Consider the following 26011-nt stretch of genomic DNA (forward strand, 5'->3'; position numbering starts at 1 on the left):
TTTAATGTCCGTGCCAGTCATCTGGCACGGACATATCCCTCAAGTTACATTTAAAACCACTTTACGACTACTCCAGACACTGCCCGAAGTTTAATCTTGCGCAGTGATCTTTTGCATGCGTAAAACAACCAAAAAAACATATCAAGGAGAAAGATAACCATGGACACCTTTCATTACTGCACGCTTCAAAAACCGTCTAAAGAACCAAACCCCAAAGACATTAACAACCGCCGACAAAAACGCTCTTTAGTGCACTATGCCAAACTATGGCCAAGCCGACACACGCTGAAAATAGCTTTCATGGATAACCCAACTTCTGAGCACAAAAAGAACATCATTGCCGCCGCCGAAAAATGGCTTCCTTATATCAGCTTGAAGTTTGAGTTTGTCGAGGGCGTAGAGGGTGACATCCGAATCGCTACCGAGGGCGTTGTGAACAGTTCATTTCTGGGCAACGACGCACTGGATATCTTTCCTGATTCGCCCACCATGAACCTTGGCATCGCCCCCGAACACGAAGACTTCGAGACGGTCGTCATTCACGAGTTTGGCCACGCACTGGGCGCGATGCACGAACACCAGCACCCCAAGGCGCAAATCCCCTGGAACAAAGAAAACGTTTATAACTATTACCAGAACAGGCCGTTAAATCCTCTGTCGCGAAACGAAGTTGACGACAATATATTTACACCCTTTGACGATGCCGATGCACTTTACTTGCCGTACGATCGACAATCCATCATGCACCATCCGGTTTCCAATAGCTTGACGCTGGGCAATTGGGAGAACCCGACAAATCGAGAAATCAGTGAGAAAGACAAACAGCTCATGCGGTTGATTTATCCACGTTAAACCACGAAAAAAATCATCAACAGTAAATAGCTGCTCAACAAAGCGATAAACGTTAACGTCTCGCGCTCTGGACATCAGGATCGTTAATCCGATACTTAAAGACACAGCCAAATACCGCGATTGCTTTATTTCACCGTGCCTTGATTGAATGCGTCGATGCTGCAGAACCAGTTCGCACGTTCGTCACTCGCGATTAAGACAACCACCAAAAATACTCCATGTGGACGTTTTGCCAAATCACCCAGCAAACCAACGCATCACTTGAAAAGGATTTAAAGAATGCCCCGAAGCAGATTCTGTAAAACATTTACCGCAAAAAATCTCAACGCTCCCTACCAAGGAATTTCGCTACGGGGTGTCGTCCTTGATAGAAGGTTATGGAAAGCATTCCATAACCTTACTGTAGCTTTTCTTGATGACATGTCAAAAGCCGATCGCTGGGAATATATAACAGTGATTCGAGAATGGGCGAGCCATATCAATCTGAGCATCGTATTCACCAGCGACCCCAAAGCCGATATTCGCATCAAGACCGAAGCCAGTCTTAACAGCTCGGCAATCGGGACCGATGCGCTTCTCGTCGATCCGGCAGATCCAACCATGTACATTGCTGACAAACCCAATACAGAGTTTTTCAGATCCGCGGTATTGCACGAGTTTGGCCATGCCCTTGGTTTTCAGCACGAACACCTGCACCCGGACATAAATATCCCATGGAACAAGCCAAAGGTTTATGAGTACTACATGGAGGAAGAAGGCTGGAGTCGAGAGTCAGTTGATCAGAATATCTTCAACCAGATCAACGAACCCATGACAGTCACCGCCTACGACTCCAAGTCAATCATGCACTACCCGATTGACAAGGATTTGACTGACGGCGTATTCGAAGTCGGTGAAAACATGGAGCTAAGTGAAAAGGATAAACACTTGGCGCGTAGCGTTTATCCTCGCTGACTCAGGCAAATACTCGAACACCCGCACTGTCTTGCTTCACGGTGCCGACATTGGCTTCGCTCAAATCGAGTTCGTCGCTGGCTGAGTGTGTCGAGGTTGCAGAGCGGATTCGTACGTTCGCCAGTCGCCAGTCATAGCGCCTTTACCCTGCCAGTTCTGCTGGCACCGTAGCCGGTCATAAAATCGTAAACACCTTCAATTTAGTTACTCAAGCCCAGCAACTAGTACTCTTCACCCAAAGCGACTTGTCGGAAACAACAAGCAACTCGACAAGTTAAATCCGAAAAATTAAAACATGGATGTTCAGCTATGCACCTAATCCGGCTTCAGCCAGGCAAAAAAATCGAAACTGCACTCTTCTCGCGCAACATCAAATGCACTCGGGAGACTCAGAACAATGTGGGCTAAAAACAATCCGGCAAAATTCTGGACTCCCGGCAGCACACTTCGCATCGCCTTCCTCAACGGCACGCAGGCATTCAAGGACGCGACCATCACCGCTGCCAGCAACTGGTTGCCGCACATCAACTTGAAGTTCGATTTCGTCGAGGGTGAAGTGGGCGACATCCGCATACTCAGTGAGGAAGGCACGTTTTCCTCCCTGATCGGCACGGATGCTCTGTTACATCCCGATGAGCCGACCATGAAACTCTGGCCCCATCCAGGTCAGGCACGTTACTTCGCAGCCAATGCCATGCATGAATTCGGTCACATGCTGGGCGCGGAGCATGAACAGACCAATCCCACGGCAGATATTCCCTGGGACAAGCCGGCCATCTACGCACAATTCGGAATCACCGAAAACCCGGAAGATGATGACTCTCAAGCCAGAGTGACGCGTGAAAGACTGCACCAATGGTATCTGGATCGTGCAGACCCCAGCGAAAGCATTTATTCGGAGTACGACCGAAAATCGATCATGCACTACGTCATTTATCAGTCCTGGACAAAAGGCGACTTTCAGAACTTTTTAAATTTGAGTCTAAGCGATAAGGATAAAGCCTTCATGGCGAAGGCCTATCCCTATCCGGCAGAAACGAGCCAGTAAGGTCATTCAACAGCGAATAACTATTTGACCTGCCCCAGATTCGCCTCGCTTAAATCCAGGTCTGCCAAAACTTCGCGCAACACGTCATCACCAATCTGATGGTGACGACTGAGGCTATACAACTCCAGACGCTGCGCCCGCAGCGCCTTCAAACGCAGACGGCGTTCCAGCAGATCCATCTGGAACGCCAGCGCCTGGGCTTCGGCGGAATCGTTGAAGACGTCGAGCTGATGACGATACTCGGACATGATTCGTGCCTTGAGTTCCGCCGAGAGCGCGGCCTGCGCAGCATCCTGCGGGCCGACCTCTTCGGTTTCCAGCGCATGGATCGCCGCTTCGGCAGTCTTGCGCCAGGCATCGCGCACTTCCTGGCGACGCTTGTCGTCCGGGCTTTTCTCGATGCCACGCAGCAGCAACGGCAAGGCGATACAGGCACAAATCAGCGACAACAGAATCACCCCGGCGGCGATGAAGATCAGCAGATCACGCTCGGGGAACGCCTCGGCCCCCATCAACATCGGCACCGACATCACACCGGCCAGCGTAACCGCCCCACGCACTCCGCCGACGGTCAGCAACCAGCAGGATCGCGCGGTCGGCACTTGCGTCAGGTCACCCTTGCCGCGCAGCCGTCGCAGCAGCACCGACAAACGCCAGATGCTTTGCACCCAGACAAAGCGCAACAGCACCAGCGCGAGGAAAATCGCCACCACGTCGAGGCCGCGATAGAGCAGCGTCGGCCACAACGTCGGTTCGTGGCTGACCACGGCCTTGATGATGTCCGGCAATTGCAGGCCCAGCAGCAAGAAGATCAAACCGTTGAAGGCAAATTCGAGCAATGACCAGACACTGCGATTGAGCAGCCGGGTACTGGTCTGCCGCGGCAGCAGATCAAGCCAGCTCTGCATCATCCCCGCCGCGACAGCCGAAAGAATCCCCGATGCACCCAGGCGCTCGGCCAGTACATAAGCAGCGAACGGCAGCAGCAACATGAACACCACGTGGGTGGCCGGATCGTCCCAGCCACGGGCGATCATCCACGCGCGCAAGCGCCCGACCAGCCAGCTCAGCGCGACGCCGACGGCCAAGCCCCCGACCGCCACCAGCACGAAAGTCAGGCTCGCATTGGCCAGCGAGAACACCCCGGTCACCGCCGCCACCAAGGCAAACTTGAACGTCACCAGACCCGAGGCATCGTTCATCAATGCTTCGCCTTGCAGGATGTGCATCAGCGGCGTCGGCAAGCGGTTCTGCGAGATCGCCGAAACAGCCACGGCATCGGTCGGCGACAACACGGCGGCCAGCGCGAAGGCCACCGGCAGCGGAATGCTCGGCAGCAGCCAGTGAATGAAGTACCCGGCGCCAACCACCGTGAACAACACCAGACCGACCGCCAGCGTCAGGATCGGTCCACGTAAGTGCCAGAACTCGCGCTTGGGCATGCGCCAGCCGTCGGAAAACAGCAGCGGCGGCAGGAACAGAAACAGGAACAATTCGGGGTCCAGCGCGACGTGCAGGCCCAGTGTCGGCCAGGCCAGCAAGGCACCGGCGGCGATTTGCACGAGGGGCAGTGGCAGCGGGATGACCCGTCCGACCAGCCGGGAGACGCTGACCAGCATCAGCAGGATCAGGACGGTATAAGCGGTTTGCATAAAGCGGAAATCTCAGACAATCGGCAGCGTTGAACTGCCATATTAGCCGCTTAGGATGCGTCTGGCGTTTGCACCTATGTCGCACACGCCCTATGTAGGAGCTGCGGCACGCTGCGATCTTTTGATGTTTAAAAACAAAATCAACAGATCGCAGCCTCGTTTCACTCGACAGCTCCTACAGGGATTTGTGCAGGGTAATGAAGCCGGGCGCCCGAAACGCTTTGGTCATGGCATAATCCGACACCATTTTTTTCCAGCACCTGTAAAGGGGGCGATTCCTTGACCGTTTCAAGTAAAACGTTGCACCTTTTCGGCATCAAAGCCTGCGACACCATGAAGAAGGCGCGCACCTGGCTCGATGAACACGCTGTCAGCTACGACTTCCACGACTACAAAACCGCCGGTATCGACCGTGAGCACCTGACCCGATGGTGTGACGAGCACGGCTGGCAAACGGTGTTGAACCGTGCAGGCACGACCTTTCGCAAACTCGACGACGAACGTAAAGCCGATCTCGACCAGTCGAAAGCCATCGAACTGATGCTCGCTCAACCCTCGATGATCAAGCGCCCGGTGCTCGATCTCGGTGACCGAACCCTGATTGGCTTCAAGCCAGACATCTACGCGGCCGCGCTCAAGTAAGCAGCCCGTCACTTATTGCTAGAGGTATTCACATGTCCAACTCTCTGTTCAGCATCGCCTTTGGTGTCGGCACGCAAAACCGTCAAGGCGCCTGGCTGGAAGTGTTCTACGCCCAGCCGCTGCTCAACCCGTCGACCGAACTGGTCGCCGCCGTTGCGCCGATCCTCGGCTACACCGAAGGCAACCAGGCCATCACGTTCACCACCGCGCAGGCTGCGCAACTGGCTGAAGCGGTCAAAGGCATCGACGCCGTTCAAGGCAAACTGCTGACCCGTCTGGCCGAGAGCCACAAGCCGCTGGTCGCCACTCTGCTGGCCGAAGACGCACAGCTGACCTCGACGCCTGAGGCGTACCTCAAGCTGCACCTGCTGTCGCATCGTCTGGTCAAACCGCACGGCGTAAGCCTGGCCGGGATCTTCCCGCTGCTGCCGAACGTTGCCTGGACCAGCCAGGGCGCGATCGACCTGAGCGAACTGGCCGAACTGCAACTCGAAGCCCGTCTGCGCGGCGAGCTGCTGGAAGTGTTCTCGGTGGACAAGTTCCCGAAAATGACCGACTACGTGGTACCGGCCGGCGTGCGTATCGCTGACGCGGCACGTCTGCGTCTGGGTGCGTACGTGGGCGAAGGCACCACCGTGATGCACGAAGGTTTCATCAACTTCAACGCCGGCACCGAAGGCCCGGGCATGATCGAAGGCCGCGTTTCCGCTGGCGTATTCGTCGGCAAGGGTTCGGACCTGGGCGGCGGCTGCTCGACCATGGGCACCCTGTCGGGTGGCGGCAACATCGTGATCAAGGTTGGCGAAGGCTGCCTGATCGGCGCCAACGCCGGTATCGGTATCCCGTTGGGCGACCGCAACACCGTCGAGTCGGGCCTGTACGTGACCGCCGGCACCAAAGTCGCGCTGCTGGACGAGCACAACAACCTGGTCAAAGTTGTGAAGGCGCGTGAGTTGGCCGGTCAGACCGACCTGCTGTTCCGTCGCAACTCGGAAACCGGTGCCGTGGAATGCAAGACCCACAAATCGGCGATCGAACTGAACGAAGCGCTGCACGCTCACAACTAAGTGCCGCAGGCACTTGTGGGAGCGAGCCTGCTCGCGAAGGCGTCCTTGAGGTCGCAAAAAGCTTCGCGAGCAGGCTAGCTCCCACTGTGTCTTGTGTACACCCCGCCCAAGTTCACAGGGCTGAACCCATGATGATTCCCTCCCCGTGGCGCGCCGATTTTCCGGCCATCGCCGCCCTGCAACGGCAAGACCAGACCTATCTGGACAACGCCGCCACCACGCAAAAACCCCAGGCCCTGCTCGACGCACTGACGCATTATTACGCCAACGGCGCGGCCAATGTGCATCGTGCACAGCATCTGCCCGGCGCCCACGCGACGCAGGCGTTCGAAGACAGTCGGCTCAAGGTTGCCCAGTGGCTGAATGCCGGTGACAGCGGGCAGATCATCTTCACCCACGGCGCCACCAGTGCGCTGAATCTTCTGGCCTATGGCCTGGAACATCTTTTCCAACCGGGCGATGAAATTGTCATCAGCGCCCTGGAGCATCACGCCAACCTGCTGCCGTGGCAGCAACTGGCGCAGCGTCGCGAGCTGAAACTGGTGATCCTGCCGCTGGACGCCGACGGCGTGATCGACCTCGGCACGGCTGTGCGTCTAATCACCCCACGCACTCGCTTGCTGGCGGTCAGTCAGCTGTCCAACGTGCTCGGTGCCTGGCAACCGTTGCCGGCGCTGTTGGCGATGGCCAAGGCGCACAACGCGCTGACCGTGGTCGATGGCGCCCAGGGTGTGGTGCATGGTCGCCACGATGTGCAGGCGCTGGGCTGTGACTTCTATGTGTTTTCCAGCCACAAGCTGTACGGCCCCGATGGCCTCGGCGTGCTGTTCGGGCGCAACACCGCACTTGAGCAACTGCAGCCGTGGCAGTTCGGCGGCGAAATGGTGCTGGAAGCCAATTATCACGATTCACGCTTCCGCCCTGCCCCGCTGGGTTTCGAGGCGGGCACGCCGCCGATCGCCAGCGTGATCGGCCTCGGCGCGACCCTCGATTATCTGGCCAGGCTGGATCAGGACGCGGTGTCGGCCCACGAAGCGGCGCTGCACGCCTACCTGCTGCAAGGCCTGGCCGCGCGCAACGGCATTCGTCTGCTGGGCAAGCCACAATTGGCGCTGGCGAGTTTTGTCGTCGAGGGTGTGCACAACGCCGATCTGGCGCACCTGCTGACCGAGCAAGGCATCGCCGTGCGCGCCGGGCATCACTGCGCCATGCCGTTGCTGAAAAGCCTGGAGCTGGCCGGCGCCATTCGTGTGTCGCTGGCGCTGTACAACGATTCCGAGGATCTGGAGCGTTTCTTTGACGCGCTGGATCAGGCCCTGGAGTTGTTGCGATGAGCCTGCCGCTCGCTGCCGCCGAAGCGCTGCAGACCTTTCAGAATGCCGCCGGTTGGGAACAACGGGCGCGGTTGCTGATGCAGTTTGGCGATCGTCTGCCACCGCTGGATGACGCGGACAAATGCGAAGCCAACCGCGTGCATGGCTGTGAGAGTCAAATGTGGCTGGTGGGTGAGTTGCAGGACGGCCAATGGCAGTTCAGCGCTGCCAGCGATGCACGGATGATTCGCGGGTTGGTGGCGTTGCTGCTGTTGCGGGTCAACGGTTTGTCTGCCATCGAGTTGCAGCAGGTGGACTTGCCAGACTGGTTCAGTCAACTCGGCCTTTCCCGCCAGCTATCGCCATCGCGCAGCAATGGCTTGAATGCCGTGCTCCAGCGGATGAATGAGTTGGCCGCCACCCTGTAGGAGCTGCCGCAGGCTGCGATCTTTTGATTTTGTTTTTTTCAAATCAGGATCAAAAGATCGCAGCCTGCGGCAGCTCCTACAGGGGAATACGTGAGCCTGCTCGCGATGAGGCCCTCAGCCCCGGCATCAAACCTGAGGTTTTACTCGGTCCGCCGGGCGCCGCACACCCGCCACAATCTTGTCCACCGCCTTGGTCGCCGCGACCATGCCGAACGTCGCCGTGACCATCATCACCGCGCCAAACCCGCCGGCGCAGTCGAGCTTCACCCCGTCGCCGACAAAACTCTTCTGCAAACAGATGCTGCCGTCCGGTTTCGGATAGCGCAGTTGTTCGGTGGAAAACACACACGGCACGCTGTAATGGCGGGTCACGGTGCGCGAGAAGCCATAGTCGCGACGCAACGTCGAACGCACTTTCGAGGCCAGTGGATCGTTGAAGGTACGGTTGAGGTCGCACACCTGAATCAGCGTCGGATCGATCTGCCCGCCCGCACCGCCGGTGGTGATGATCTGAATCTTGCGCCGTTTGCACCAGGCGATCAGCGCAGCCTTGGCGTTGACCGCGTCGATGCAGTCGATCACGCAGTCGATGTTCGGCGTGATGTACTCGGCCATGGTGTCGCGGGTAACGAAATCCGCCACCGCATGCACCGTGCAATCCGGGTTGATCCCGCGCAGGCGCTCGGCCATCACTTCGACCTTGGGCTTGCCGACGGTGCTGTCCAGCGCATGCAACTGGCGGTTGGCGTTGCTGACACAGACGTCGTCGAGGTCGAACAGCGAAATCTCACCGACGCCACAGCGGGCCATGGCTTCCGCCGCCCAGGAGCCGACGCCACCAACGCCGACAATCGCCACATGGGCCGCACGCAGACGCTCAAGGCCCTCGATGCCATACAAACGGGCGATGCCTGCAAACCGCGGATCTTCTGTACTCATGACCATTACCCCAAAAACCGGCGCGCATTATAGGGCCGTCGGCGGACAAGAGCATCTTTGATGCTATGAACGGTGAACGCAGCCGTTTGCACAAACCTTGTGGCGAGGGAGCTTGCTCCCGCCGGGTCGCGAAGCGGCCCTTTGAAAGCGGCCTGCTTCGCAGTCCAGCGGGAGCAAGCTCCCTCGCCACGGGGAATTGCTATAACTAAACAACAAAGTTTTCTCTTACAAGCTGTTACTAAAGAACTTAAATCAGGTTGGACTGCCCAATGTCGGGCATTTTCCTGCCCGGTGTACGAGCAGTGAACTGCCGGTGTAGGATTCGCGCCCTTTTGGCGTAAGCCGACCCGTTCCTTCGTTCCACAGCCTTTGGAACCCGAAATAGCTATGTCATCGCGTAAATTTGGTCTCAACCTGGTGGTGGTTCTGGCAATCGCCGCCCTGTTCACCGGTTTCTGGGCGCTGATCAACCGCCCGGTCTCCGCGCCCAACTGGCCGGAGCAGATCTCCGGTTTCTCTTATTCGCCATTCCAGCAGGGCCAATTCCCGCAGAAGGATCAGTATCCGACTGACGATGAAATGCGCCGTGACCTGGAGATCATGAGCAAGCTGACGGACAACATCCGCATCTACTCGGTCGACGGTTCGCTGCAGGACATCCCGAAACTGGCGGAAGAGTTCGGTCTGCGCGTGACCCTCGGGATCTGGATCAGCCCCGATCAGGAACGCAACGAGCGGGAAATCCAGCGCGCCATCGAACTGGCCAACACCTCACGCAGCGTGGTTCGCGTGGTGGTCGGTAACGAAGCGATCTTCCGCAAGGAAATCACTGCCGAGCAACTGAGCGTGCTGCTGGATCGCGTGCGCGCAGCGGTGAAAGTGCCGGTGACCACCTCCGAGCAGTGGCACGTCTGGGAAGAACACCCGGAACTGGCCAAGCATGTTGACCTGATCGCTGCGCACGTCCTGCCGTACTGGGAATTCATCCCCGTCGACAAGGCCGGTCAATTCGTCTTCGACCGCGCCCGCGACCTGAAAAAGCTGTTCCCGAAAAAGCCGCTGCTGCTGTCCGAAGTCGGCTGGCCGAGCAACGGTCGCATGCGCGGTGGCGCCGATGCATCGCCGGCGGATCAGGCGATCTACCTGCGCACCCTGGTCAACAAACTCAACCGTCAGGGCTTCAACTACTTCGTGATCGAAGCGTTCGACCAGCCGTGGAAGGCCAGTGACGAAGGTTCGGTGGGCGCTTACTGGGGCGTGTTCAACGCCGCGCGCCAGCAGAAATTCAACTTCGAAGGCCCGGTCGTCGCCATCCCGCAATGGCGCGTGCTGGCCATCGGTTCGGTGGTGCTGGCGCTGCTGTCGCTGACCCTGCTGATGATCGACGGCTCGGCCCTGCGCCAGCGTGGCCGCACCTTCCTGACCTTTATCGCGTTCCTTTGCGGTTCGGTGCTGGTGTGGATCGGTTACGACTACAGCCAGCAATACAGCACGTGGTTCAGCCTGACGGTCGGTTTCCTGCTGGCGCTGGGTGCGCTCGGGGTGTTCATCGTGTTGCTGACCGAGGCGCATGAACTGGCCGAGGCGGTCTGGACCCACAAGCGCCGGCGTGAATTCCTGCCGGTGGTGGGCGACTCGGACTACAGGCCGAAAGTCTCGATCCACGTCCCTTGCTACAACGAGCCGCCGGAGATGGTCAAACAGACCCTTGATGCCCTGGCCGCCCTCGATTACCCGGACTATGAAGTCCTGATCATCGACAACAACACCAAAGACCCGGCCGTCTGGGAGCCGGTGCGCGACTACTGCGCAACCCTCGGCCCGCGCTTCAAGTTCTTCCACGTCTCGCCCCTGGCCGGGTTCAAGGGCGGCGCGCTGAACTACCTGATTCCGCACACCGCCAAGGACGCCGAAGTGATCGCGGTGATCGACTCCGACTACTGCGTGCACCCGAACTGGCTCAAGCACATGGTGCCGCACTTCGCCGATCCGAAAATCGCCGTGGTGCAGTCGCCGCAGGACTATCGCGACCAGAACGAAAGCACCTTCAAGAAGCTCTGCTACGCCGAATACAAGGGCTTCTTCCACATCGGCATGGTCACTCGTAACGACCGCGACGCGATCATTCAGCACGGCACCATGACCATGACCCGACGCTCGGTTCTGGAAGAGCTGGGCTGGGCCGACTGGTGCATCTGTGAAGACGCCGAACTCGGTCTGCGCGTGTTCGAAAAAGGCCTGTCGGCGGCGTATTACCACGACAGCTACGGCAAGGGTCTGATGCCGGATACGTTTATCGACTTCAAGAAGCAGCGTTTCCGCTGGGCCTATGGCGCGATCCAGATCATCAAGCGCCACACCCGTAGCCTGCTGCGCGGCAAGGACACCGAGCTGACCCGTGGCCAGCGTTACCACTTCCTCGCGGGCTGGCTGCCGTGGGTCGCGGACGGTATGAACATCTTCTTCACCGTCGGCGCGCTGCTGTGGTCGGCGGCGATGATCATCGTGCCGCAACGGGTCGATCCGCCGCTGCTGATTTTCGCAATCCCGCCGCTGGCGCTGTTCGTGTTCAAGGTCGGCAAGATCATCTTCCTGTACCGTCGCGCCGTCGGCGTAAACCTCAAGGATGCGTTCTGCGCGGCATTGGCCGGTCTGGCGTTGTCGCACACCATCGCCAAAGCGGTGCTGTACGGCTTCTTCACCAGCAGCATTCCGTTCTTCCGCACACCGAAAAACGCCGACAACCACGGCTTCTGGGTGGCGATTTCCGAAGCTCGCGAAGAACTCTTCATCATGCTGCTGTTGTGGGGCGCGGCGCTGGGGATCTACCTGGTGCAGGGCATTCCGAGCAACGACATGCGCTTCTGGGTCGCAATGCTGCTGGTGCAGTCACTGCCGTACCTCGCGGCGCTGATCATGGCGTTCCTGTCGTCGCTGCCGAAACCTGCGGCGGAGCCTGAACCGGCCGCCGCTTGATCAGTTATTGTTGAACGTCAAACGGCGGCCTTCGGGTCGCCGTTTTGCATTAGAATGGTCGCCTTTTTCAATGCCAACACATCCTGTAGGAGCTGCCGCAGGCTGCGATCCTTTGATCTCGCTGTAGATTTTCAAAAACAAAATCAAAAGATCGCAGCCTGCGGCAGCTCCTACAGGTTTACCGTGCGCACCCCGGAGTTATTACATGACGGCCCACGCCGACCTTTCGCCGACCCTCCAACTCGCCATCGACCTGATCCGCCGTCCGTCCGTGACGCCGGTCGACGCCGATTGCCAGAAGCAGATGATGCAGCGCCTGGGCGATGCCGGTTTCACCCTCGAACCGATGCGCATCGAAGATGTGGATAACTTCTGGGCCACCCACGGCAACAACGACGGCCCGGTGCTGTGCTTCGCCGGCCACACCGACGTGGTGCCGACCGGTCCGGTGACCGCCTGGCAGATCGACCCGTTCAACGCGGTGATCGATGAGCATGGCATGCTCTGCGGTCGCGGCGCAGCGGACATGAAAGGCAGCCTGGCGTCGATGACCGTGGCCGCCGAGCGTTTCGTTGCCGACTACCCGAACCACAAGGGCAAGGTCGCGTTTCTGATCACCAGCGATGAAGAAGGCCCGGCGCACCACGGCACCAAAGCGGTGGTTGAACGTCTGGTGGCGCGCAAGGAACGTCTGGACTGGTGCATCGTCGGCGAACCGTCGAGCACCACGCTGGTCGGTGACGTGGTGAAAAACGGTCGTCGCGGCTCGCTGGGCGCCAAGCTCACCGTGCGCGGTGTGCAGGGTCACGTGGCCTACCCGCATCTGGCGAAGAACCCGATCCACCTCGCCGCTCCGGCGCTGGCCGAGCTGGCCGCCGAGCACTGGGATCACGGCAACGATTTCTTCCCGCCGACCAGTTTCCAGATTTCCAACCTCAACTCCGGCACCGGCGCGACCAACGTGATCCCGGGTGATCTGGTGGCGGTGTTCAACTTCCGTTTCTCCACCGAATCCACCGTCGAAGGCCTGCAGAAACGCGTGGCCGACATCCTCGACAAGCACGCTCTGGACTGGCACATCGACTGGGCGCTGTCCGGCCTGCCGTTCCTCACCGAGCCGGGCGCACTGCTCGACGCGGTGTCGTCGAGCATCAAGGACATCACCGGCCGCGAGACCAAGGCGTCGACCAGCGGCGGTACCTCCGATGGCCGCTTCATCGCGACCATGGGCACGCAAGTAGTTGAGCTGGGCCCGGTCAACGCGACCATTCACCAGGTCAACGAGCGCGTGCTGGCGGCCGATCTCGACGTGCTGACCGAGATCTACTACCAGACCCTGATCAAGTTGCTCGCCTGATGCTCGCGTGCCCGATCTGCAGTGAACCGCTGAACAGCGTCGACAACGGCGTGGTCTGCCCCGCCGGCCACCGCTTCGACCGTGCGCGTCAGGGTTACCTGAACCTGTTGCCGGTGCAGCACAAGAACAGCCGTGATCCTGGTGATAATCAGGCGATGGTCGAGGCGCGCCGCGACTTCTTGAACGCCGGGCATTACGCGCCGGTGGCCAAGCGTCTGGCCGAGCTGGCGGCGAGTTATGCGCCGGCACGCTGGGTCGATATCGGTTGCGGTGAGGGTTACTACACCGCACAGATCGCCGATGCCCTGCCGGACGCCGATGGCTACGCGCTGGACATCTCCCGCGAGGCGGTGAAACGCGCCTGCAAGCGCAATCCGGCAATCACCTGGTTGATCGCCAGCATGGCCCGCGTGCCATTGGCGTCGGGCAGTTGCCAGTTTCTCGCCAGCGTTTTCAGTCCTCTGGACTGGGAAGAGGCCAAGCGTCTGCTCAGCGTCGGCGGCGGCCTGATGAAGGTCGGACCGACCAGCGGCCACCTGATGGAGCTGCGCGAACGTCTGTACGACGAAGTGCGTGAGTACACCGACGACAAGCATCTGGCATTAGTGCCCGAAGGCATGGCGCTGGCGCACAGTGAAACCCTGGAATTCCAACTGACGCTGGACAAGCCCGAGGATCGCGCCCACCTGTTGGCGATGACGCCCCACGGCTGGCGCGCCAGTGCCGAACGCCGCGCCGCAGTGATCGAGCAGGCCGAGCCGTTCGTGACCACCGTGTCGATGCGCTACGATTATTTCGTTCTTCAATAACTTTTGGTCTCGGGCAAGTGCCCGCGGCCGGCTAAATCCGCGAATGGATTTTTCAGACCCGCAGTGAGGACATCCATGCGCCAACCGGATATCGAGATTTACCTGAAAGACGCCGACGTCGACCACAAGGCGATTTCCGCCTGGCTCGGTGAGGCTCTGGGCCCGTGCAGCGATTGGGTACAGAAGGGGCAGACCTACAAGTGCAAGGCTGGCGATGTTCCGGTGACCTGGCTGCCGAAAGCCGTGGGCAAGTGGAACAGCCTGTACCTGGAAAGCGACGCGACCCCATGGGACGACGACATCGCCTGCGCCCGTGCAGCCTTTGCCGCGCTGAACGTCGAGGTGCGTTGCGCACCGGGCACGTGGGTCGAGGAAGAAGGTGAGGAAACCGCTGATCGCTGGATTCGCATCAGCGAAGATGGTGAAGAAGAGATCACCTGGAAGACTGCCTGAAAGCAAAAGATCGCAGCCTTCGGCAGCTCCTACAGGGGAATGCATTCCGAACTGTAGGAGCTGCCGAAGGCTGCGATCTTTTGATCTTGAAAGTTACAGACCTACCACATCTTCTGCCTGCAACCCCTTCTCCCCCGTCACCACCGCATACTCAACCTGCTGACCTTCAGTCAGCGAGCGATGCCCTTCACCGCGAATCGCGCGGTAGTGCACGAACACGTCCACCCCGTCGTCGCGCTGAATGAAGCCGTAGCCCTTGGCGTCGTTGAACCACTTCACATTGCCGGTTTCACGTGTTGCCATCTGTTCATACTCCTTTTTTATTATTGAACAGGCTTTTCGCAGGAAAGCCTTTGCGGAACGTCAGCCTGCGCCCGACGTCCATAAAGGGCCCCGGCGACAGATTGCCGAGTATATGACAGGCGCAAAAACTCTCAACAGGAGATTACTTCGCCGCTTTTTTGCCGATTTTCGGTGAATACGGCAAACTGTCCGCCCCCGAGCATCTGCTCGGTTTTATTCACTCACGCAGAAGCCGTATGACCCGTTCCCCGTTCCGCCGTCTTGTGTTTGGCACCTTGCGCCGACTGTTGTATCTCTGGGTTCGCTCGGAGACGATCAACCAGTCGTCGTTCACCCTCAACCTCGACCGCAGTCGCCCGGTGTTCTACGTCCTGCAAAACCCCTCGCTCACCGATCTGGCGGTGGTCGACACCGAGTGCACCAAGGCCGGTCTGCCACGTCCGGTGCTGCCGGTGTCGGTGGGGCCGTTGATCGAACCGGCGGCGTTTTTCTATCTGACACCGGACCCGGACTGGCTCGGCCGTCAGGACAAGCGCGGCGCACCGCCGACCCTGACCCGTCTGGTCAGCGCCCTGACCCAGAACGCCGCCGAAGACGCGCAGATCATTCCGGTCAGTGTGTTCTGGGGCCAGTCGCCGGACAGCGAAAACAGTCCGTGGAAGCTGCTGTTCGCCGACAGTTGGGCGGTCACCGGGCGCCTGCGTCGACTGCTGAGCATCATCGTTCTGGGGCGCAAGACCCGCGTGCAGTTCTCCGCGCCGATCCACCTGCGCGAACTGATCGAGCACAACAAGGGCCACGAACGCACCGTACGCATGGCCCAGCGCATCCTGCGCGTGCACTTCCGTAACCTGAAGGCAGCTGTCATCGGCCCGGACATCTCCCACCGGCGCAATCTGGTCAAGGGCCTGCTCAACCAGCCCTTGGTCAAGCAAGCGATCCTCGACGAAGCCGAACGCGAGAACATCTCCCCGGAAAAAGCCAAGGCCCAGGCCCTGCGCTACGGCAACGAGATCGCCTCGGACTACACCTACACCGCGATCCGCTTCCTTGAAGTGGTGCTGAGCTGGTTCTGGAACAAGATCTACGACGGGATCAAGGTCAACCACATCGAGGGCGTGCAGAAGGTCGCTCAGGGTCACGAAGTGATCTACGTGCCGTGCCACCGTAGCCACATCGACTACCTGCTGCTGTCGTATCTGCTGTTTCGCAACGGCCTGACCCCGCCGCACATCGCCGCCGGGATCAACTTGAACATGCCGGTGATCGGCAGTCTGCTGCGCCGAGGCGGGGCGTTCTTCATGCGTCGCACGTTCAAGGGCAATCCGCTGTACACCTCGGTGTTCAACGAATACCTGCACACTCTGTTCACCAAAGGCTTCCCGGTCGAATACTTCGTCGAGGGCGGCCGCTCGCGCACCGGGCGCATGCTGCAACCGAAGACCGGCATGCTCGCAATCACCCTGCGCAGTTTCCTGCGTTCGTCGCGGATGCCAATCGTCTTCGTACCGGTATACATCGGTTACGAGCGCGTTCTTGAAGGCCGCACCTACCTCGGCGAACTGCGTGGCGCCAGCAAGAAGAAAGAGTCGATCTTCGACATTTTCAAAGTCATCGGCGCGCTCAAGCAACGCTTCGGTCAGGTCGCGGTGAACTTCGGCGAGCCAATCAAACTCGCGGAGTTCCTCGACAGCGAACAGCCAGACTGGCGCCAGCAGGAACTCGGCCCGCAGTACAAACCGGCGTGGCTCAACGAAACCACCAACCGCCTTGGCGAGAAAGTCGCGCAGCACCTGAACGAAGCAGCGGCGATCAATCCGGTCAACCTGGTGGCGCTGGCGCTGCTCTCGACCACCCGCCTGGCACTGGACGATCGAGCCATGGCGCGGGTGCTGGATCTGTATCTGGCACTGCTGCGCAAAGTCCCGTACTCGCCGCATACCACCCTGCCGGAAGGCGATGGTCGCGCGCTGATCGAGCATGTGAAGGACATGGATCTGTTGGCCGAGCAAAACGATGCGCTGGGCAAGATTCTCTATCTGGACGAGCAGAACGCGGTCCTGATGACCTACTACCGCAACAACGTGCTGCACATCTTCGCCTTGCCGGCGCTGCTGGCGAGCTTCTTCCAGAGCACCTCGCGCATGAGCCGCGAGCAGATCCTGCGCTACACCCGCGCGCTGTATCCGTACCTGCAGTCGGAGCTGTTCATTCGCTGGTCGCTGGATGAACTGGACGGTGTGGTCGATCAATGGCTGGAAGCCTTCGTCGAGCAAGGCCTGTTGCGTTTCGAGAAGGACGTGTACCTGCGTCCGGCGCCAAGTTCGCGGCACTTTGTGCTGCTGACCCTGCTGTCGAAAAGCATCGCGCAAACCCTGCAGCGCTTCTACATGACCGTGTCCCTGTTGCTCAACAGCGGCCAGAACAGCATCAGCGCCGAAGAGCTGGAAGACCTGTGCACGGTCATGGCCCAGCGTCTGTCGATCCTTCACGGTTTGAACGCCCCGGAGTTCTTCGACAAGAGCCTGTTCCGCCACTTCATCCAGACCCTGCTCGACCTCGACGTCCTGCGCCGCGACGAAGCGGGCAAGCTGAGCTACCACGAACTGCTCGGCGAACTGGCCGAAGGCGCGGCCAAACGGGTGTTGCCAGCGGAGATTCGTCTATCGATTCGTCAGGTGGCTTTGCACCGCAGTGAAGATGCCGCCGAAACAGCGAATACACCACAAGCCTGAAACTTGCTGACAACTAACGGGCGCACACTTCAATGGCCCCGTTAGTTGATTCATGGATTAATAGGCTCAATCCACCAATCACGATACGGATATCGAGATGAGCCTGTTAATCGAAGAAACTTGCACAGTAATCCTGGACTTCCGTCTACCACCCGAATTCCGCGCACCTGCCGATGGTGTCAATGAAACCATTGTCAGCATCAAAGTATTCAATTCCCAATCGCCTATTAACATCAAGGACTGGCACCGTGCTTCGATCTTCGACGCCGGTTGGAAATTTGACTTCCCTCATCACTACGGCGATGTAGGCGTCAGGTATCAAGTCAATGTCCAGATCCTTCATAACCAAATACCCTTGCTGATCGAGCAGGACTACTTTGTTACTGTCAACAACACTCCCCACCGTCAAACCCTGCACTTGAGTCCGATCGGGTTTCTATATGTCGAGGCTCAAGAAGCCGAGATTGTTGCGCCAGAAGAAGCGATCACCATCAGTCTGCATGAAGCAGAGTCTCCCGACGTTGAGTTGGTAAGTGTCAAACAGGACGAACAGTCAGTCTCCGGGTTTTATCTGAAATATGATCCTGACAGCGTTATACCCGGTAAGCGCTATGCACTGACGGGTATTGAAAACCGCTACCATCAACGTCTTAGGATTTCGCCTGAACAAGTAGAACTGGTTCCCGCGATGCCCAATACAAGCGCGCAGTCGTTTCAAAAATTGATGCAGTGGCTGGAAAAACCCTTACGTTTGTTCACTGACGCTGGCGCCAAAATCCGCTAGATTTGCTTCGGCGCCGGGATTTTTCCGGCGCGAAAGTCTCAGAGGTCCCGATGAAAAAACTCACCCTTCTCGCCGCAGCCACCCTGTTGAGCGCCTGCCAGTCGACCAACCCTGCCGGCAAAGTCGGCCTCGATGGCGAAGTGTTCTACCTGCAACGCATCGCCCTGCCACCGAGCGCGACCCTGAGCGTGAGCCTGCAGGACGTGTCGCTGGCCGACGCCCCGGCGGTGGTTCTCGACGAACAGAAAGGCCCGGTCAAAGGCCAGGTGCCGCTGCCGTTCCACTTGAGTTACGATCCGGCCCAGGTCAAGCCCGGCCACCGCTACTCGATCAGCGCGCGCATTGAAGTCAACGGCGAGCTGATGTTCATCACCACCGAAAATCACGCCGTGCAACTGGACGGCAACGATCCGCAGCCGCTGAAAATCCGCGTCGACGCGATTCGTTAATTGTCTTTCAAGGAAGCTGCCATGTTCCGCCCTACCCTTCGCTTCGCCGGCCTGTGCGCGGGCCTGATGGTCTCTGCCAGCGCCCTGGCGCTGTCGCTCAGCGACCTCTCGCAACAAGACGCCACCGGCGGCCTCAAGGACGCCCTGACCCAAGGCGCGCAAATCGCTGTCAAACAACTCGGCACCCCGGGCGGTTTCAGCAACAACCCGGAGGTGAAGATCGAACTGCCGGGCAAACTCGGCAAAGTCGCCGGCAAGATGAAAGCCTTCGGCATGGGCGCCCAGGTCGACGAACTCGAAACCGCCATGAACAAGGCCGCAGAAAGTGCCGTGACCCAGGCCCAACCGATCCTCGTCGACGCCGTGAAGAAAATGACCGTGGCCGACGCCAAGGGCATCCTCAGCGGCGGCACCGACTCGGCCACCCAATACCTGGACAAGACCAGCCGCGAACAGATCCGCGCCAAGTTCCTGCCCATCGTCAAACAAGCCACCGACAAAGTCGGCGTGGCGCAGAAATACAACGCCTTCGCCGGCCAGGCCGCGACCCTGGGTGTGGTGGATGCTAAGAGCGCCAACGTCGAAAACTACGTCACCGAACAAGCGCTCAATGGCTTGTTCGAAATGATCGGCAAACAGGAAGAAACCATCCGCAAGAATCCGGCAGCTGCAGCGACCGGTCTGGCGAAAAAGGTCTTCGAGACTTTGTAATTTTTGCCGCTGCACACAAAAGCCCGCTGAACCGGTGAAGGTCAGCGGGCTTTTTGTTGCGTGTCAGCCTTGCGGTTCGACCTGATCGAGGACGCGGTTTACCGACAGCCCAGCGAGCGAAATCATCTGTTGAATGCCAAGCAGCTGACTGCACGTCGGGCCGCTCAGGGTAAACGCCAACTCACTGGCCATGACATTGGCCGAGGCCAGCGTTTCGCAGGCATGGGCCAGACGGGCAACCTGAAAACCTTGTGGGAAGGTTCTGGTTTTCTCCCACACCCTTAAACACAACCAGACTCAATGTAGGAGCTGCCGAAGGCTGCGATCTTTTGATCTGACTTTGGATTTTTGAAAAGCCAGGGTCAAAAGATCGCAGCCTTCGGCAGCTCCTACAGGAGATTGGGTGTGGTCTGTTGGAGAGTGGTCGCTGTCAGGCCGCCATCGCGAGCAGGCTGGCTCCCACAAAAGCACTTGGGAAGGTTCTGGTTTTCTCCCACACCCTTAAACACAACCAGACTCAATGTAGGAGCTGCCGAAGGCTGCGATCTTTTGATCTGACTTTGGATTTTTGAAAAGCCAGGGTCAAAAGATCGCAGCCTTCGGCAGCTCCTACAGGAGATTGGGTGTGGTCTGTTGGAGAGTGGTCGCTGTCAGGCCGCCATCGCGAGCAGGCTGGCTCCCACAAAAGCACTTGGGAAGGTTCTGGTTTTCTCCCACACCCTTAAACACAACCAGACTCAATGTAGGAGCTGCCGAAGGCTGCGATCTTTTGATCTGGCTTTGGATTTTTGAAAAGCCAAGGTCAAAAGATCGCAGCCTTCGGCAGCTCCTACAGGAGATTGGGTGCGGGCAGTTGGAGAGTGGTCGGCTGTCAGGCCGCCATCGCCAGCAGGCTGGCTCCCACAAAAGCACTTGGGAAGGTTCTGGTTTTCTCTCACACCCTTAAACACAACCAGACTCAATGTAGGAGCTGACGAAGTCTGCGATCTTTTGATCTGGCTTTGGATTTTTGAAAAGCCAGGGTCAAAAGATCGCAGCCTTCGGCAGCTCCTACAGGAGATTGGGTGCGGGCAGTTGGAGGGTGGTCGGCTGTCAGGCCGCCATCGCGAGCAGGCTCACTCCTACAGTGGGATTGGGTGCGGGCAGTTGGAGAGTGGTCGCTGTCAGGCTGGCTCCTACAGAAGAGCAAAAGCCGAGCGCATGCTCTTCACCACTCAAATGGCCGAGTGTCAGCTCGCCGAAAGCTCTTGATCTTGCCGTGCCGGCCCCATCGGCAGGCTGAGTGGAGGGGCTTATCCGGGGGTGGGAGCGCAGCGACGTTTGGCGCAGCCAAACACATCGAGAGGAGGTGCAGCGAAGCAAACCGGAGGCGATGCCGCCGGATGAGCCCCGCAACGAAGGAACCCGAGCCACGGCGAGGGCCGTACGCCGGGGCCAAGCCTTTTGGTTACTTTTCGGCGTCTGGAAAAGTGACTCGCCGTAAGGGCGAAACCGCCAGTGGCACCACCCGAAGCAACGGATATTCACAAAGAACACCCAGAACATGGTCGGCCCAAAGGCCGCCACGTCCAAAACCATCAAGCGTCACGACGCACTCGGAACCAGGCCGCATACAAAGCAGGCAAAAACAAAAGCGTCAAAGCCGTAGCCACAATCAACCCCCCCATGATCGCCACCGCCATCGGCCCGAAAAACACACTGCGCGACAAAGGAATCATCGCCAGCACCGCCGCCAAAGCCGTCAACACAATCGGCCGAAACCGCCGCACCGTCGCCTCGATAATCGCCTGCCAAGGCTTAAGACCAGAGGCAATATCCTGCTCGATCTGATCCACCAGAATCACCGAGTTGCGCATGATCATCCCCGACAGTGCAATCGTCCCCAGCATCGCCACAAACCCGAACGGCTGGCGGAACACCATCAGAAACAACACCACCCCGATCAACCCCAGCGGCGCCGTCAAAAACACCATCGCCGTGCGCGAGAAACTGCGCAGTTGCACCATCAGCAACGTCAGCACCACCACAATGAACATCGGCACCCCGGCATTCACCGACTTCTGCCCACGCTCCGAATCTTCCACCGTGCCGCCAACATCCAGCAGATACCCGTCAGGCAATTCGGCACGGATCGGATCCAGCGTCGGCTCGATCTGCTTCACCAGCGTCGCCGGCTGCTCCTTGCCATAAATGTCAGCCCGCACGGTCACGGTTGGCAGACGATTACGATGCCAGATGACCCCTTCCTCAAACCCGTACTCCAGCGTGGCAATCTGCGACAGCGCCACACTGCGACCGTTATCGGTCGGCACCGCCAGACTCGGCAGCAACGACAACTCAGTACGCTCATGCACCGTGCCGCGCAACAGGATCTCGATCAGTTCGTTGTCCTCGCGATACTGGCTGACACTCGAACCGGTCAGCGAACTCTGGAGGAATTTCGCCAGATTGGCCGTGCTCACACCGAGCGCCCGCGCACGATCCTGATCGATGTTCAGGTACACCACTTTGCTCGGTTCTTCCCAATCCAGGTGCACGTTGACCACGTGCGGGTTCTCGCGCACCTTGGCCGCCACTTTGCGCGCCAGCGCACGGACTTCCTCGATGTGTTCACCGGTGACGCGGAACTGCACCGGATAGCCAACCGGCGGACCGTTTTCCAGACGCGTGACCCGCGAGCGCATGGCCGGGAATTGCTCGTTAAGGGTCTCGATCAACCAGGTACGCAGGGTCTCGCGCTCCTCGATGTTTTTCGCCAATACCACAAACTGGGCGAAGCTCGCTGCCGGCAGTTGTTGATCCAGCGGCAGGTAAAAACGCGGCGAACCGGTGCCGACATACGCCACATAATTGTCGATACCGGCGTGATCCTTGAGCATCGCTTCCAGGCGTTTGACCTCGGCCGTGGTGTTGGCCAGCGACGCACCTTCGGCCAGTTTCAGATCGACCATCAACTCCAGTCGATTGGAGGCCGGGAAGAACTGCTGCGGCACGAAACGGAACAGCATCACCGAAGCGATGAACAGCCCCACTGTCAGCACAATCACGGTTTTGCGGTGCGCCACGCACCACTCCACCAGACGTCGCACCCGTTGATAGAACGGCGTGCCATACGGGTCGGCCTGGCCATCGGTCGTGCCGTGTTTGGCGGCATGAATCTTCGCCAGATCCGGCAGGAGTTTTTCCCCCAGATACGGCACGAACATCACCGCCGCGACCCATGAGGCGAGCAACGCGATGGTCACCACCTGGAAGATCGAACGGGTGTATTCGCCGGTGCCGGACTGCGCGGTGGCAATCGGCAGGAAGCCGGCAGCGGTGATCAGCGTACCGGTAAGCATCGGGAACGCGGTGCTGGTCCAGGCGTAGCTCGCGGCCTTGATCCGGTCGAAACCCTGCTCCATTTTGATCGCCATCATTTCCACGGCGATGATCGCGTCGTCCACCAGCAAGCCCAGCGCCAGCACCAGCGCACCGAGGGAGATCTTGTGCAGACCGATGCCCAGGTAATACATGCAGGCGAAGGTCATCGCCAGCACCAGCGGAATGGTCAGCGCGACGACCATGCCGGTGCGCACGCCGAGAGAAAAGAAGCTCACCAGCAACACGATTGCCAGCGCCTCGACCAGCACCTGGACGAATTCGCCGACGCCGGTTTTCACCGCGGCGGGCTGGTCGGATACCTTGCGCAATTGCATGCCGGCCGGGAGGTTTTTCTGCAGGCGCGAGAACTCGCCCTCAAGCGCTTTACCCAGCACCAGAATGTCGCCGCCGTCCTTCATCGCCACCGCAAGACCGATGGCGTCTTCACCCATGAAGCGCATGCGCGGCGCCGGCGGATCGTTGAAACCGCGATGCACATCGGCGACATCGGAGATGCGGAACGTCCGGTCACCGACCCGGATCGGGAAGTTCTTGATCTCCTCGACCGTCTGAAAATTCCCCGAGACCCGCAGTTGCACACGCTCGCTGCCGGTTTCGAAGAAGCCGGCGGTGGACACCGCGTTCTGCTCTTCCAGCGCCTGCTGTACCGCCGCCAGTGGCAATCCTAACGTCGCCAGTTTTACATTGGACAGTTCGACCCAGATCTTCTCGTCCTGCAAACCGAGCAGATCGACCTTGCCGACATCCTTGACCCGTTGCAGCTGGATCTGGATACGGTCGGCGTAATCCTTGAGCACCGCGTAGTCGAAACCGTCGCCGGTCAGCGCGTAAATGTTGCCGAAGGTAGTACCGAATTCATCATTGAAAAACGGCCCTTGAATCCCCGGCGGCAAGGTCTGGCGAATGTCGCTGACCTTCTTGCGCACCTGATACCACAGGTCAGGGATTTCCTTGGAATGCATGGAGTCGCGGGCAATGAAGGTGACCTGCGATTCGCCCGGGCGGGAGAACGATACGATGCGCTCGTACTCGCCGGTTTCCATGAGTTTCTTTTCGATGCGTTCGGTGACCTGCCGCGAGACCTCCTGCGCAGTCGCTCCCGGCCAGCGGGTCTGGATGACCATGGCCTTGAAGGTGAACGGCGGGTCTTCGCTCTGGCCGAGTTTGGTGTAGGACAGCGCGCCGACGACGGCCAGCAAAAGCATCAGAAACAGTACGATCTGGCGATTACGCAGCGCCCATTCGGAAAGGTTGAAGCGCATCGGGACTTACTCCTTGTCCGCCAGATTGACCACACGGTTGGAGCGATCCACTGGACGCACCTGCTGACCTTCAAGCAATACGTGAACACCGGCGGCCACCACCCAGTCGCTGGCATTCAGGCCTTCGAGCACCGGCACGCTTTTCTCGCCAAACGGGCCGATGCGCACCGGGGTCTTTTTAAGGGTGTTGTTGGCGCTGACGACCCAGACGTAGGTCGCGCCGTTTTCCGCGGTGAGCGCCGAGAGCGGCACCGACAGCGACACGCTTTCTGCCGATTGCACGAAAACCCGGGCGCTCTGGCCGAGTTCGGCCGGAACCTTGCCGCTGGTGAACGAGATGCGTGCAGCGAAGGTGCGGGATTTCGGATCGGCTGCCGGCGACAGCTCACGAATCTGCCCGGCGAAGCGCTGGTTCTGCTGGGCCCACAGTTCAACGGTGACTGGCTGGCCGACCTTGAACCGCCCGAAGCTCTGCTCCGGCAGGCTGATCGACACTTCACGCTCGCCATCGGTGGCGAGGGTAAACACGGTTTGCCCGGCGGCGACTACCTGCCCGACTTCCACCGAACGCTTGGCCACCACGCCGTCCTGCGGCGCGCGCAGCACGGCGTAACTGGCCTGGTTAGTCGAGACGTTGAATTCGGCCTTGATCTGCTTGAGGCGTGCTTCGCCGGAGCGGTAGAGATTTTCCGCGTTGTCGTAGGCCGAACGGCTGACCATCTGCCGCTCCATCAAGGTCTTGTAACGGTCACGCTCGGCGCGCACCAGATTCAGGTTGGCTTCGGCGGCGGCGACCTGTGCGCGGGTGGCTTCGAGTTGCAGGCGCACGTCCTGCGGATCGAGCTCGGCCAGTGGCTGATCGGCCTTCACCCGCTGGCCTTCCTCGACCAGTCGTCGGCTGACTTTGCCGCCAATGCGGAACGCCAGATCGGGCTCGTAGCGGGCGCGCACCTCGCCCGGATAACTTTCCATCGCCTGCGCCGAAGGCTCTGGCTGAACCACCATAGCCGGTCGCACGCTGACTTGCGTCGCCTCTTCCTGACCGCAGGCTGCCAACAAAAAAGCCAGACTGACTGGCAATGCAAATGGCCACATGAGGTGCAGTGCATGACGGTACATGGTGACGGACCTTTCGCTAATGGTGCTTGGAATATTTATACTGGTCGGTATGGTATTAATAGCAAACTCACCAGTCCAGTATTAAAAGCGAAGAATGTCGAACAATCTTTCAGCTCCAAACGGCCCGGGCCGTCCGAAGGATCCGGCCAAGCGCCGGGCGATCCTCGACGCGGCGAAAACCCTGTTTCTGAGTCACGGCTACGCCAACACCAGCATGGACGCGGTCGCCGCCGAGGCTGGCGTGTCGAAACTGACGGTTTACAGCCACTTCAACGACAAGGAGACGCTGTTCTCCTCCGCCGTGATGGCCAAATGCGAGGAGCAGTTACCGCCGCTGTTCTTCGAATTGCCCGGCGGCACCCCCGTGGAAAATGTGTTGCTGAACATTGCCCGAGGCTTTCATCAACTGATCAACAGCGACGAGTCGGTGAATCTGCACCGGCTGATGATGGCGCTGGGCACGCAGGATCCGAAGCTGTCACAGATTTTCTTCGAGGCCGGCCCCGAACGCATGGTGCAAGGCATGGAGCGGCTGCTGAAACGCATCGACGAAACCGGCGCGCTGAGCATCGACCTGCCGCGTAATGCGGCCGAGCACTTCTTCTGCCTGATCAAGGGCGCGGGGAATTTTCGCTTGTTGTATTGCTGCGGTGAGCCGCTGAGCGAAGAGGCCTCAGAGAGTCATGTGCAGGAAGTGGTGGGGTTGTTCATGCGGGCGTATCGGCCCTGATTATGCGGTGTATTGAATGGCCCCATCGCGAGCAGGCTCACTTT

General features: G+C 59.3%; 21 protein-coding genes and 1 pseudogene. 16 read left to right on the forward strand and 6 right to left on the reverse strand.

The genetic code is table 11. The features are described 5' to 3' along the window. Positions 1-159 precede the first annotated feature (159 nt). From BW33_RS22585 to BW33_RS22595, 3 genes are all read left to right on the forward strand, one after another. Positions 160-852, forward strand: coding sequence for a M12 family metallopeptidase (locus tag BW33_RS22585; RefSeq protein ID WP_047601301.1), 693 nt, complete (start codon positions 160-162; stop codon positions 850-852). A gap of 279 nt (positions 853-1131) precedes the next feature. Next, on the forward strand, positions 1132-1806 hold the full coding sequence (locus BW33_RS22590) for a M12 family metallopeptidase (RefSeq protein WP_052032742.1): 675 nt from the start codon (positions 1132-1134) through the stop codon (positions 1804-1806). A 397-nt stretch (positions 1807-2203) separates the two neighbouring features. Beyond that, positions 2204-2854: a hypothetical protein gene (locus BW33_RS22595; RefSeq protein ID WP_047601302.1), complete on the forward strand. Its 651-nt coding sequence runs from the start codon at positions 2204-2206 to the stop codon at positions 2852-2854. A gap of 20 nt (positions 2855-2874) precedes the next feature. Here the strand turns inward: BW33_RS22595 and BW33_RS22600 are convergent, their stop codons facing one another. Further along, a complete protein-coding gene (locus BW33_RS22600) occupies positions 2875-4506 on the reverse strand; it encodes a Na+/H+ antiporter (RefSeq protein ID WP_047601304.1) in 1632 nt (543 codons plus the stop codon). Between the two features lie 279 nt (positions 4507-4785). Here BW33_RS22600 and BW33_RS22605 point away from each other — a divergent pair, with 279 nt between their 5' ends. From BW33_RS22605 to BW33_RS22620, 4 genes are all read left to right on the forward strand, one after another. After that, positions 4786-5148, forward strand: a complete 363-nt coding sequence (locus BW33_RS22605; protein ID WP_047601306.1) for an ArsC family reductase — start codon at positions 4786-4788, stop codon at positions 5146-5148. Between the two features lie 32 nt (positions 5149-5180). After that, positions 5181-6215 carry a 2,3,4,5-tetrahydropyridine-2,6-dicarboxylate N-succinyltransferase gene (gene dapD, locus BW33_RS22610; RefSeq protein ID WP_047601307.1) on the forward strand — a complete coding sequence of 345 codons (1035 nt, stop codon included), beginning with the start codon at positions 5181-5183 and terminating at the stop codon, positions 6213-6215. A 128-nt stretch (positions 6216-6343) separates the two neighbouring features. Beyond that, positions 6344-7549, forward strand: coding sequence for an aminotransferase class V-fold PLP-dependent enzyme (locus BW33_RS22615; protein ID WP_047601308.1), 1206 nt, complete (start codon positions 6344-6346; stop codon positions 7547-7549). Then, entirely contained in the window at positions 7546-7956 is a 411-nt protein-coding gene (locus BW33_RS22620) for a SufE family protein (RefSeq protein ID WP_047601309.1), read from the forward strand. The genes BW33_RS22615 and BW33_RS22620 overlap by 4 nt, the downstream gene beginning before the upstream one ends. Before the next feature lie 126 nt (positions 7957-8082). Here BW33_RS22620 and tcdA read toward each other — a convergent pair whose 3' ends face one another. Beyond that, positions 8083-8901 carry a tRNA cyclic N6-threonylcarbamoyladenosine(37) synthase TcdA gene (gene tcdA, locus BW33_RS22625; RefSeq protein WP_003222099.1) on the reverse strand — a complete coding sequence of 273 codons (819 nt, stop codon included), beginning with the start codon at positions 8899-8901 and terminating at the stop codon, positions 8083-8085. 381 nt (positions 8902-9282) lie between these two features. Between tcdA and BW33_RS22630 the strand changes: the two genes are divergently transcribed. From BW33_RS22630 to BW33_RS22645, 4 genes are all read left to right on the forward strand, one after another. Then, positions 9283-11871 (forward strand): glycosyltransferase, encoded by a 2589-nt coding sequence (locus tag BW33_RS22630; protein WP_047601311.1) that lies wholly within the window; start codon positions 9283-9285, stop codon positions 11869-11871. Positions 11872-12076: 205 nt separating this feature from the next. Continuing rightward, entirely contained in the window at positions 12077-13228 is a 1152-nt protein-coding gene (dapE, locus tag BW33_RS22635) for a succinyl-diaminopimelate desuccinylase (protein WP_047601312.1), read from the forward strand. Further along, positions 13228-14037, forward strand: a complete 810-nt coding sequence (locus BW33_RS22640; RefSeq protein ID WP_047601313.1) for a putative RNA methyltransferase — start codon at positions 13228-13230, stop codon at positions 14035-14037. Before dapE ends, BW33_RS22640 begins: the two co-directional genes overlap by 1 nt. A 75-nt stretch (positions 14038-14112) precedes the next feature. Then, the gene (locus tag BW33_RS22645; protein ID WP_047601314.1) at positions 14113-14490 is read left to right on the forward strand and encodes a hypothetical protein; all 378 of its coding nucleotides are present in this window, start codon (positions 14113-14115) and stop codon (positions 14488-14490) included. Positions 14491-14583: 93 nt separating this feature from the next. Here BW33_RS22645 and BW33_RS22650 read toward each other — a convergent pair whose 3' ends face one another. Beyond that, positions 14584-14793: a cold-shock protein gene (locus BW33_RS22650; RefSeq protein WP_003222087.1), complete on the reverse strand. Its 210-nt coding sequence runs from the start codon at positions 14791-14793 to the stop codon at positions 14584-14586. Between the two features lie 236 nt (positions 14794-15029). On the opposite strand from BW33_RS22650, the gene plsB reads away from it, so the two are divergent. The 4 genes from plsB (at position 15030) to BW33_RS22670 (ending at position 19472) form a co-directional block, all read left to right on the forward strand. Further along, the gene (gene plsB, locus BW33_RS22655) at positions 15030-17528 is read left to right on the forward strand and encodes a glycerol-3-phosphate 1-O-acyltransferase PlsB (RefSeq protein ID WP_047601490.1); all 2499 of its coding nucleotides are present in this window, start codon (positions 15030-15032) and stop codon (positions 17526-17528) included. Between the two features lie 97 nt (positions 17529-17625). Beyond that, positions 17626-18312 carry a hypothetical protein gene (locus BW33_RS22660; RefSeq protein WP_047601315.1) on the forward strand — a complete coding sequence of 229 codons (687 nt, stop codon included), beginning with the start codon at positions 17626-17628 and terminating at the stop codon, positions 18310-18312. A gap of 50 nt (positions 18313-18362) precedes the next feature. Continuing rightward, positions 18363-18761: a YbaY family lipoprotein gene (locus BW33_RS22665; RefSeq protein ID WP_047601316.1), complete on the forward strand. Its 399-nt coding sequence runs from the start codon at positions 18363-18365 to the stop codon at positions 18759-18761. Positions 18762-18782: 21 nt separating this feature from the next. Further along, entirely contained in the window at positions 18783-19472 is a 690-nt protein-coding gene (locus BW33_RS22670; protein WP_047601317.1) for a DUF4197 domain-containing protein, read from the forward strand. A 63-nt stretch (positions 19473-19535) separates the two neighbouring features. Here BW33_RS22670 and BW33_RS22675 read toward each other — a convergent pair. The 3 genes and pseudogenes from BW33_RS22675 to BW33_RS22685 all read right to left on the reverse strand — a co-directional run. Then, positions 19536-19703, reverse strand: a pseudogene (locus BW33_RS22675) (DUF6124 family protein); the annotation flags it as partial. A 1346-nt stretch (positions 19704-21049) separates the two neighbouring features. Beyond that, a complete protein-coding gene (locus BW33_RS22680) occupies positions 21050-24118 on the reverse strand; it encodes an efflux RND transporter permease subunit (RefSeq protein ID WP_047601319.1) in 3069 nt (1022 codons plus the stop codon). A gap of 6 nt (positions 24119-24124) precedes the next feature. Beyond that, positions 24125-25237: an efflux RND transporter periplasmic adaptor subunit gene (locus BW33_RS22685; protein ID WP_047601320.1), complete on the reverse strand. Its 1113-nt coding sequence runs from the start codon at positions 25235-25237 to the stop codon at positions 24125-24127. A 94-nt stretch (positions 25238-25331) separates the two neighbouring features. Here BW33_RS22685 and BW33_RS22690 point away from each other — a divergent pair, with 94 nt between their 5' ends. Then, complete coding sequence (locus BW33_RS22690) at positions 25332-25967, forward strand: TetR/AcrR family transcriptional regulator (protein WP_047601321.1); 636 nt, start codon at positions 25332-25334, stop codon at positions 25965-25967. Positions 25968-26011 lie beyond the last annotated feature (44 nt).

The sequence above is a fragment of the Pseudomonas sp. RIT288 genome, from assembly GCF_000631985.1.
GTDB lineage: Bacteria > Pseudomonadota > Gammaproteobacteria > Pseudomonadales > Pseudomonadaceae > Aquipseudomonas.

Excerpts from the sequence above, each read along its gene's own strand:
- BW33_RS22585 (WP_047601301.1), top strand. The coding sequence starts at position 160 with ATGGACACCTTTCATTACTGCACGCTTCAAAAACCGTCTAAAGAACCA.
- BW33_RS22590 (WP_052032742.1), top strand. The coding sequence starts at position 1,132 with ATGCCCCGAAGCAGATTCTGTAAAACATTTACCGCAAAAAATCTCAAC.
- BW33_RS22595 (WP_047601302.1), top strand. The coding sequence starts at position 2,204 with ATGTGGGCTAAAAACAATCCGGCAAAATTCTGGACTCCCGGCAGCACA.
- BW33_RS22600 (WP_047601304.1), bottom strand. The coding sequence starts at position 4,506 with ATGCAAACCGCTTATACCGTCCTGATCCTGCTGATGCTGGTCAGCGTC.
- dapD (WP_047601307.1), top strand. The coding sequence starts at position 5,181 with ATGTCCAACTCTCTGTTCAGCATCGCCTTTGGTGTCGGCACGCAAAAC.
- BW33_RS22615 (WP_047601308.1), top strand. The coding sequence starts at position 6,344 with ATGATGATTCCCTCCCCGTGGCGCGCCGATTTTCCGGCCATCGCCGCC.
- BW33_RS22620 (WP_047601309.1), top strand. The coding sequence starts at position 7,546 with ATGAGCCTGCCGCTCGCTGCCGCCGAAGCGCTGCAGACCTTTCAGAAT.
- tcdA (WP_003222099.1), bottom strand. The coding sequence starts at position 8,901 with ATGGTCATGAGTACAGAAGATCCGCGGTTTGCAGGCATCGCCCGTTTG.
- BW33_RS22630 (WP_047601311.1), top strand. The coding sequence starts at position 9,283 with ATGTCATCGCGTAAATTTGGTCTCAACCTGGTGGTGGTTCTGGCAATC.
- dapE (WP_047601312.1), top strand. The coding sequence starts at position 12,077 with ATGACGGCCCACGCCGACCTTTCGCCGACCCTCCAACTCGCCATCGAC.
- BW33_RS22640 (WP_047601313.1), top strand. The coding sequence starts at position 13,228 with ATGCTCGCGTGCCCGATCTGCAGTGAACCGCTGAACAGCGTCGACAAC.
- BW33_RS22645 (WP_047601314.1), top strand. The coding sequence starts at position 14,113 with ATGCGCCAACCGGATATCGAGATTTACCTGAAAGACGCCGACGTCGAC.
- BW33_RS22650 (WP_003222087.1), bottom strand. The coding sequence starts at position 14,793 with ATGGCAACACGTGAAACCGGCAATGTGAAGTGGTTCAACGACGCCAAG.
- plsB (WP_047601490.1), top strand. The coding sequence starts at position 15,030 with ATGACCCGTTCCCCGTTCCGCCGTCTTGTGTTTGGCACCTTGCGCCGA.
- BW33_RS22660 (WP_047601315.1), top strand. The coding sequence starts at position 17,626 with ATGAGCCTGTTAATCGAAGAAACTTGCACAGTAATCCTGGACTTCCGT.
- BW33_RS22665 (WP_047601316.1), top strand. The coding sequence starts at position 18,363 with ATGAAAAAACTCACCCTTCTCGCCGCAGCCACCCTGTTGAGCGCCTGC.
- BW33_RS22670 (WP_047601317.1), top strand. The coding sequence starts at position 18,783 with ATGTTCCGCCCTACCCTTCGCTTCGCCGGCCTGTGCGCGGGCCTGATG.
- BW33_RS22680 (WP_047601319.1), bottom strand. The coding sequence starts at position 24,118 with ATGCGCTTCAACCTTTCCGAATGGGCGCTGCGTAATCGCCAGATCGTA.
- BW33_RS22685 (WP_047601320.1), bottom strand. The coding sequence starts at position 25,237 with ATGTACCGTCATGCACTGCACCTCATGTGGCCATTTGCATTGCCAGTC.
- BW33_RS22690 (WP_047601321.1), top strand. The coding sequence starts at position 25,332 with ATGTCGAACAATCTTTCAGCTCCAAACGGCCCGGGCCGTCCGAAGGAT.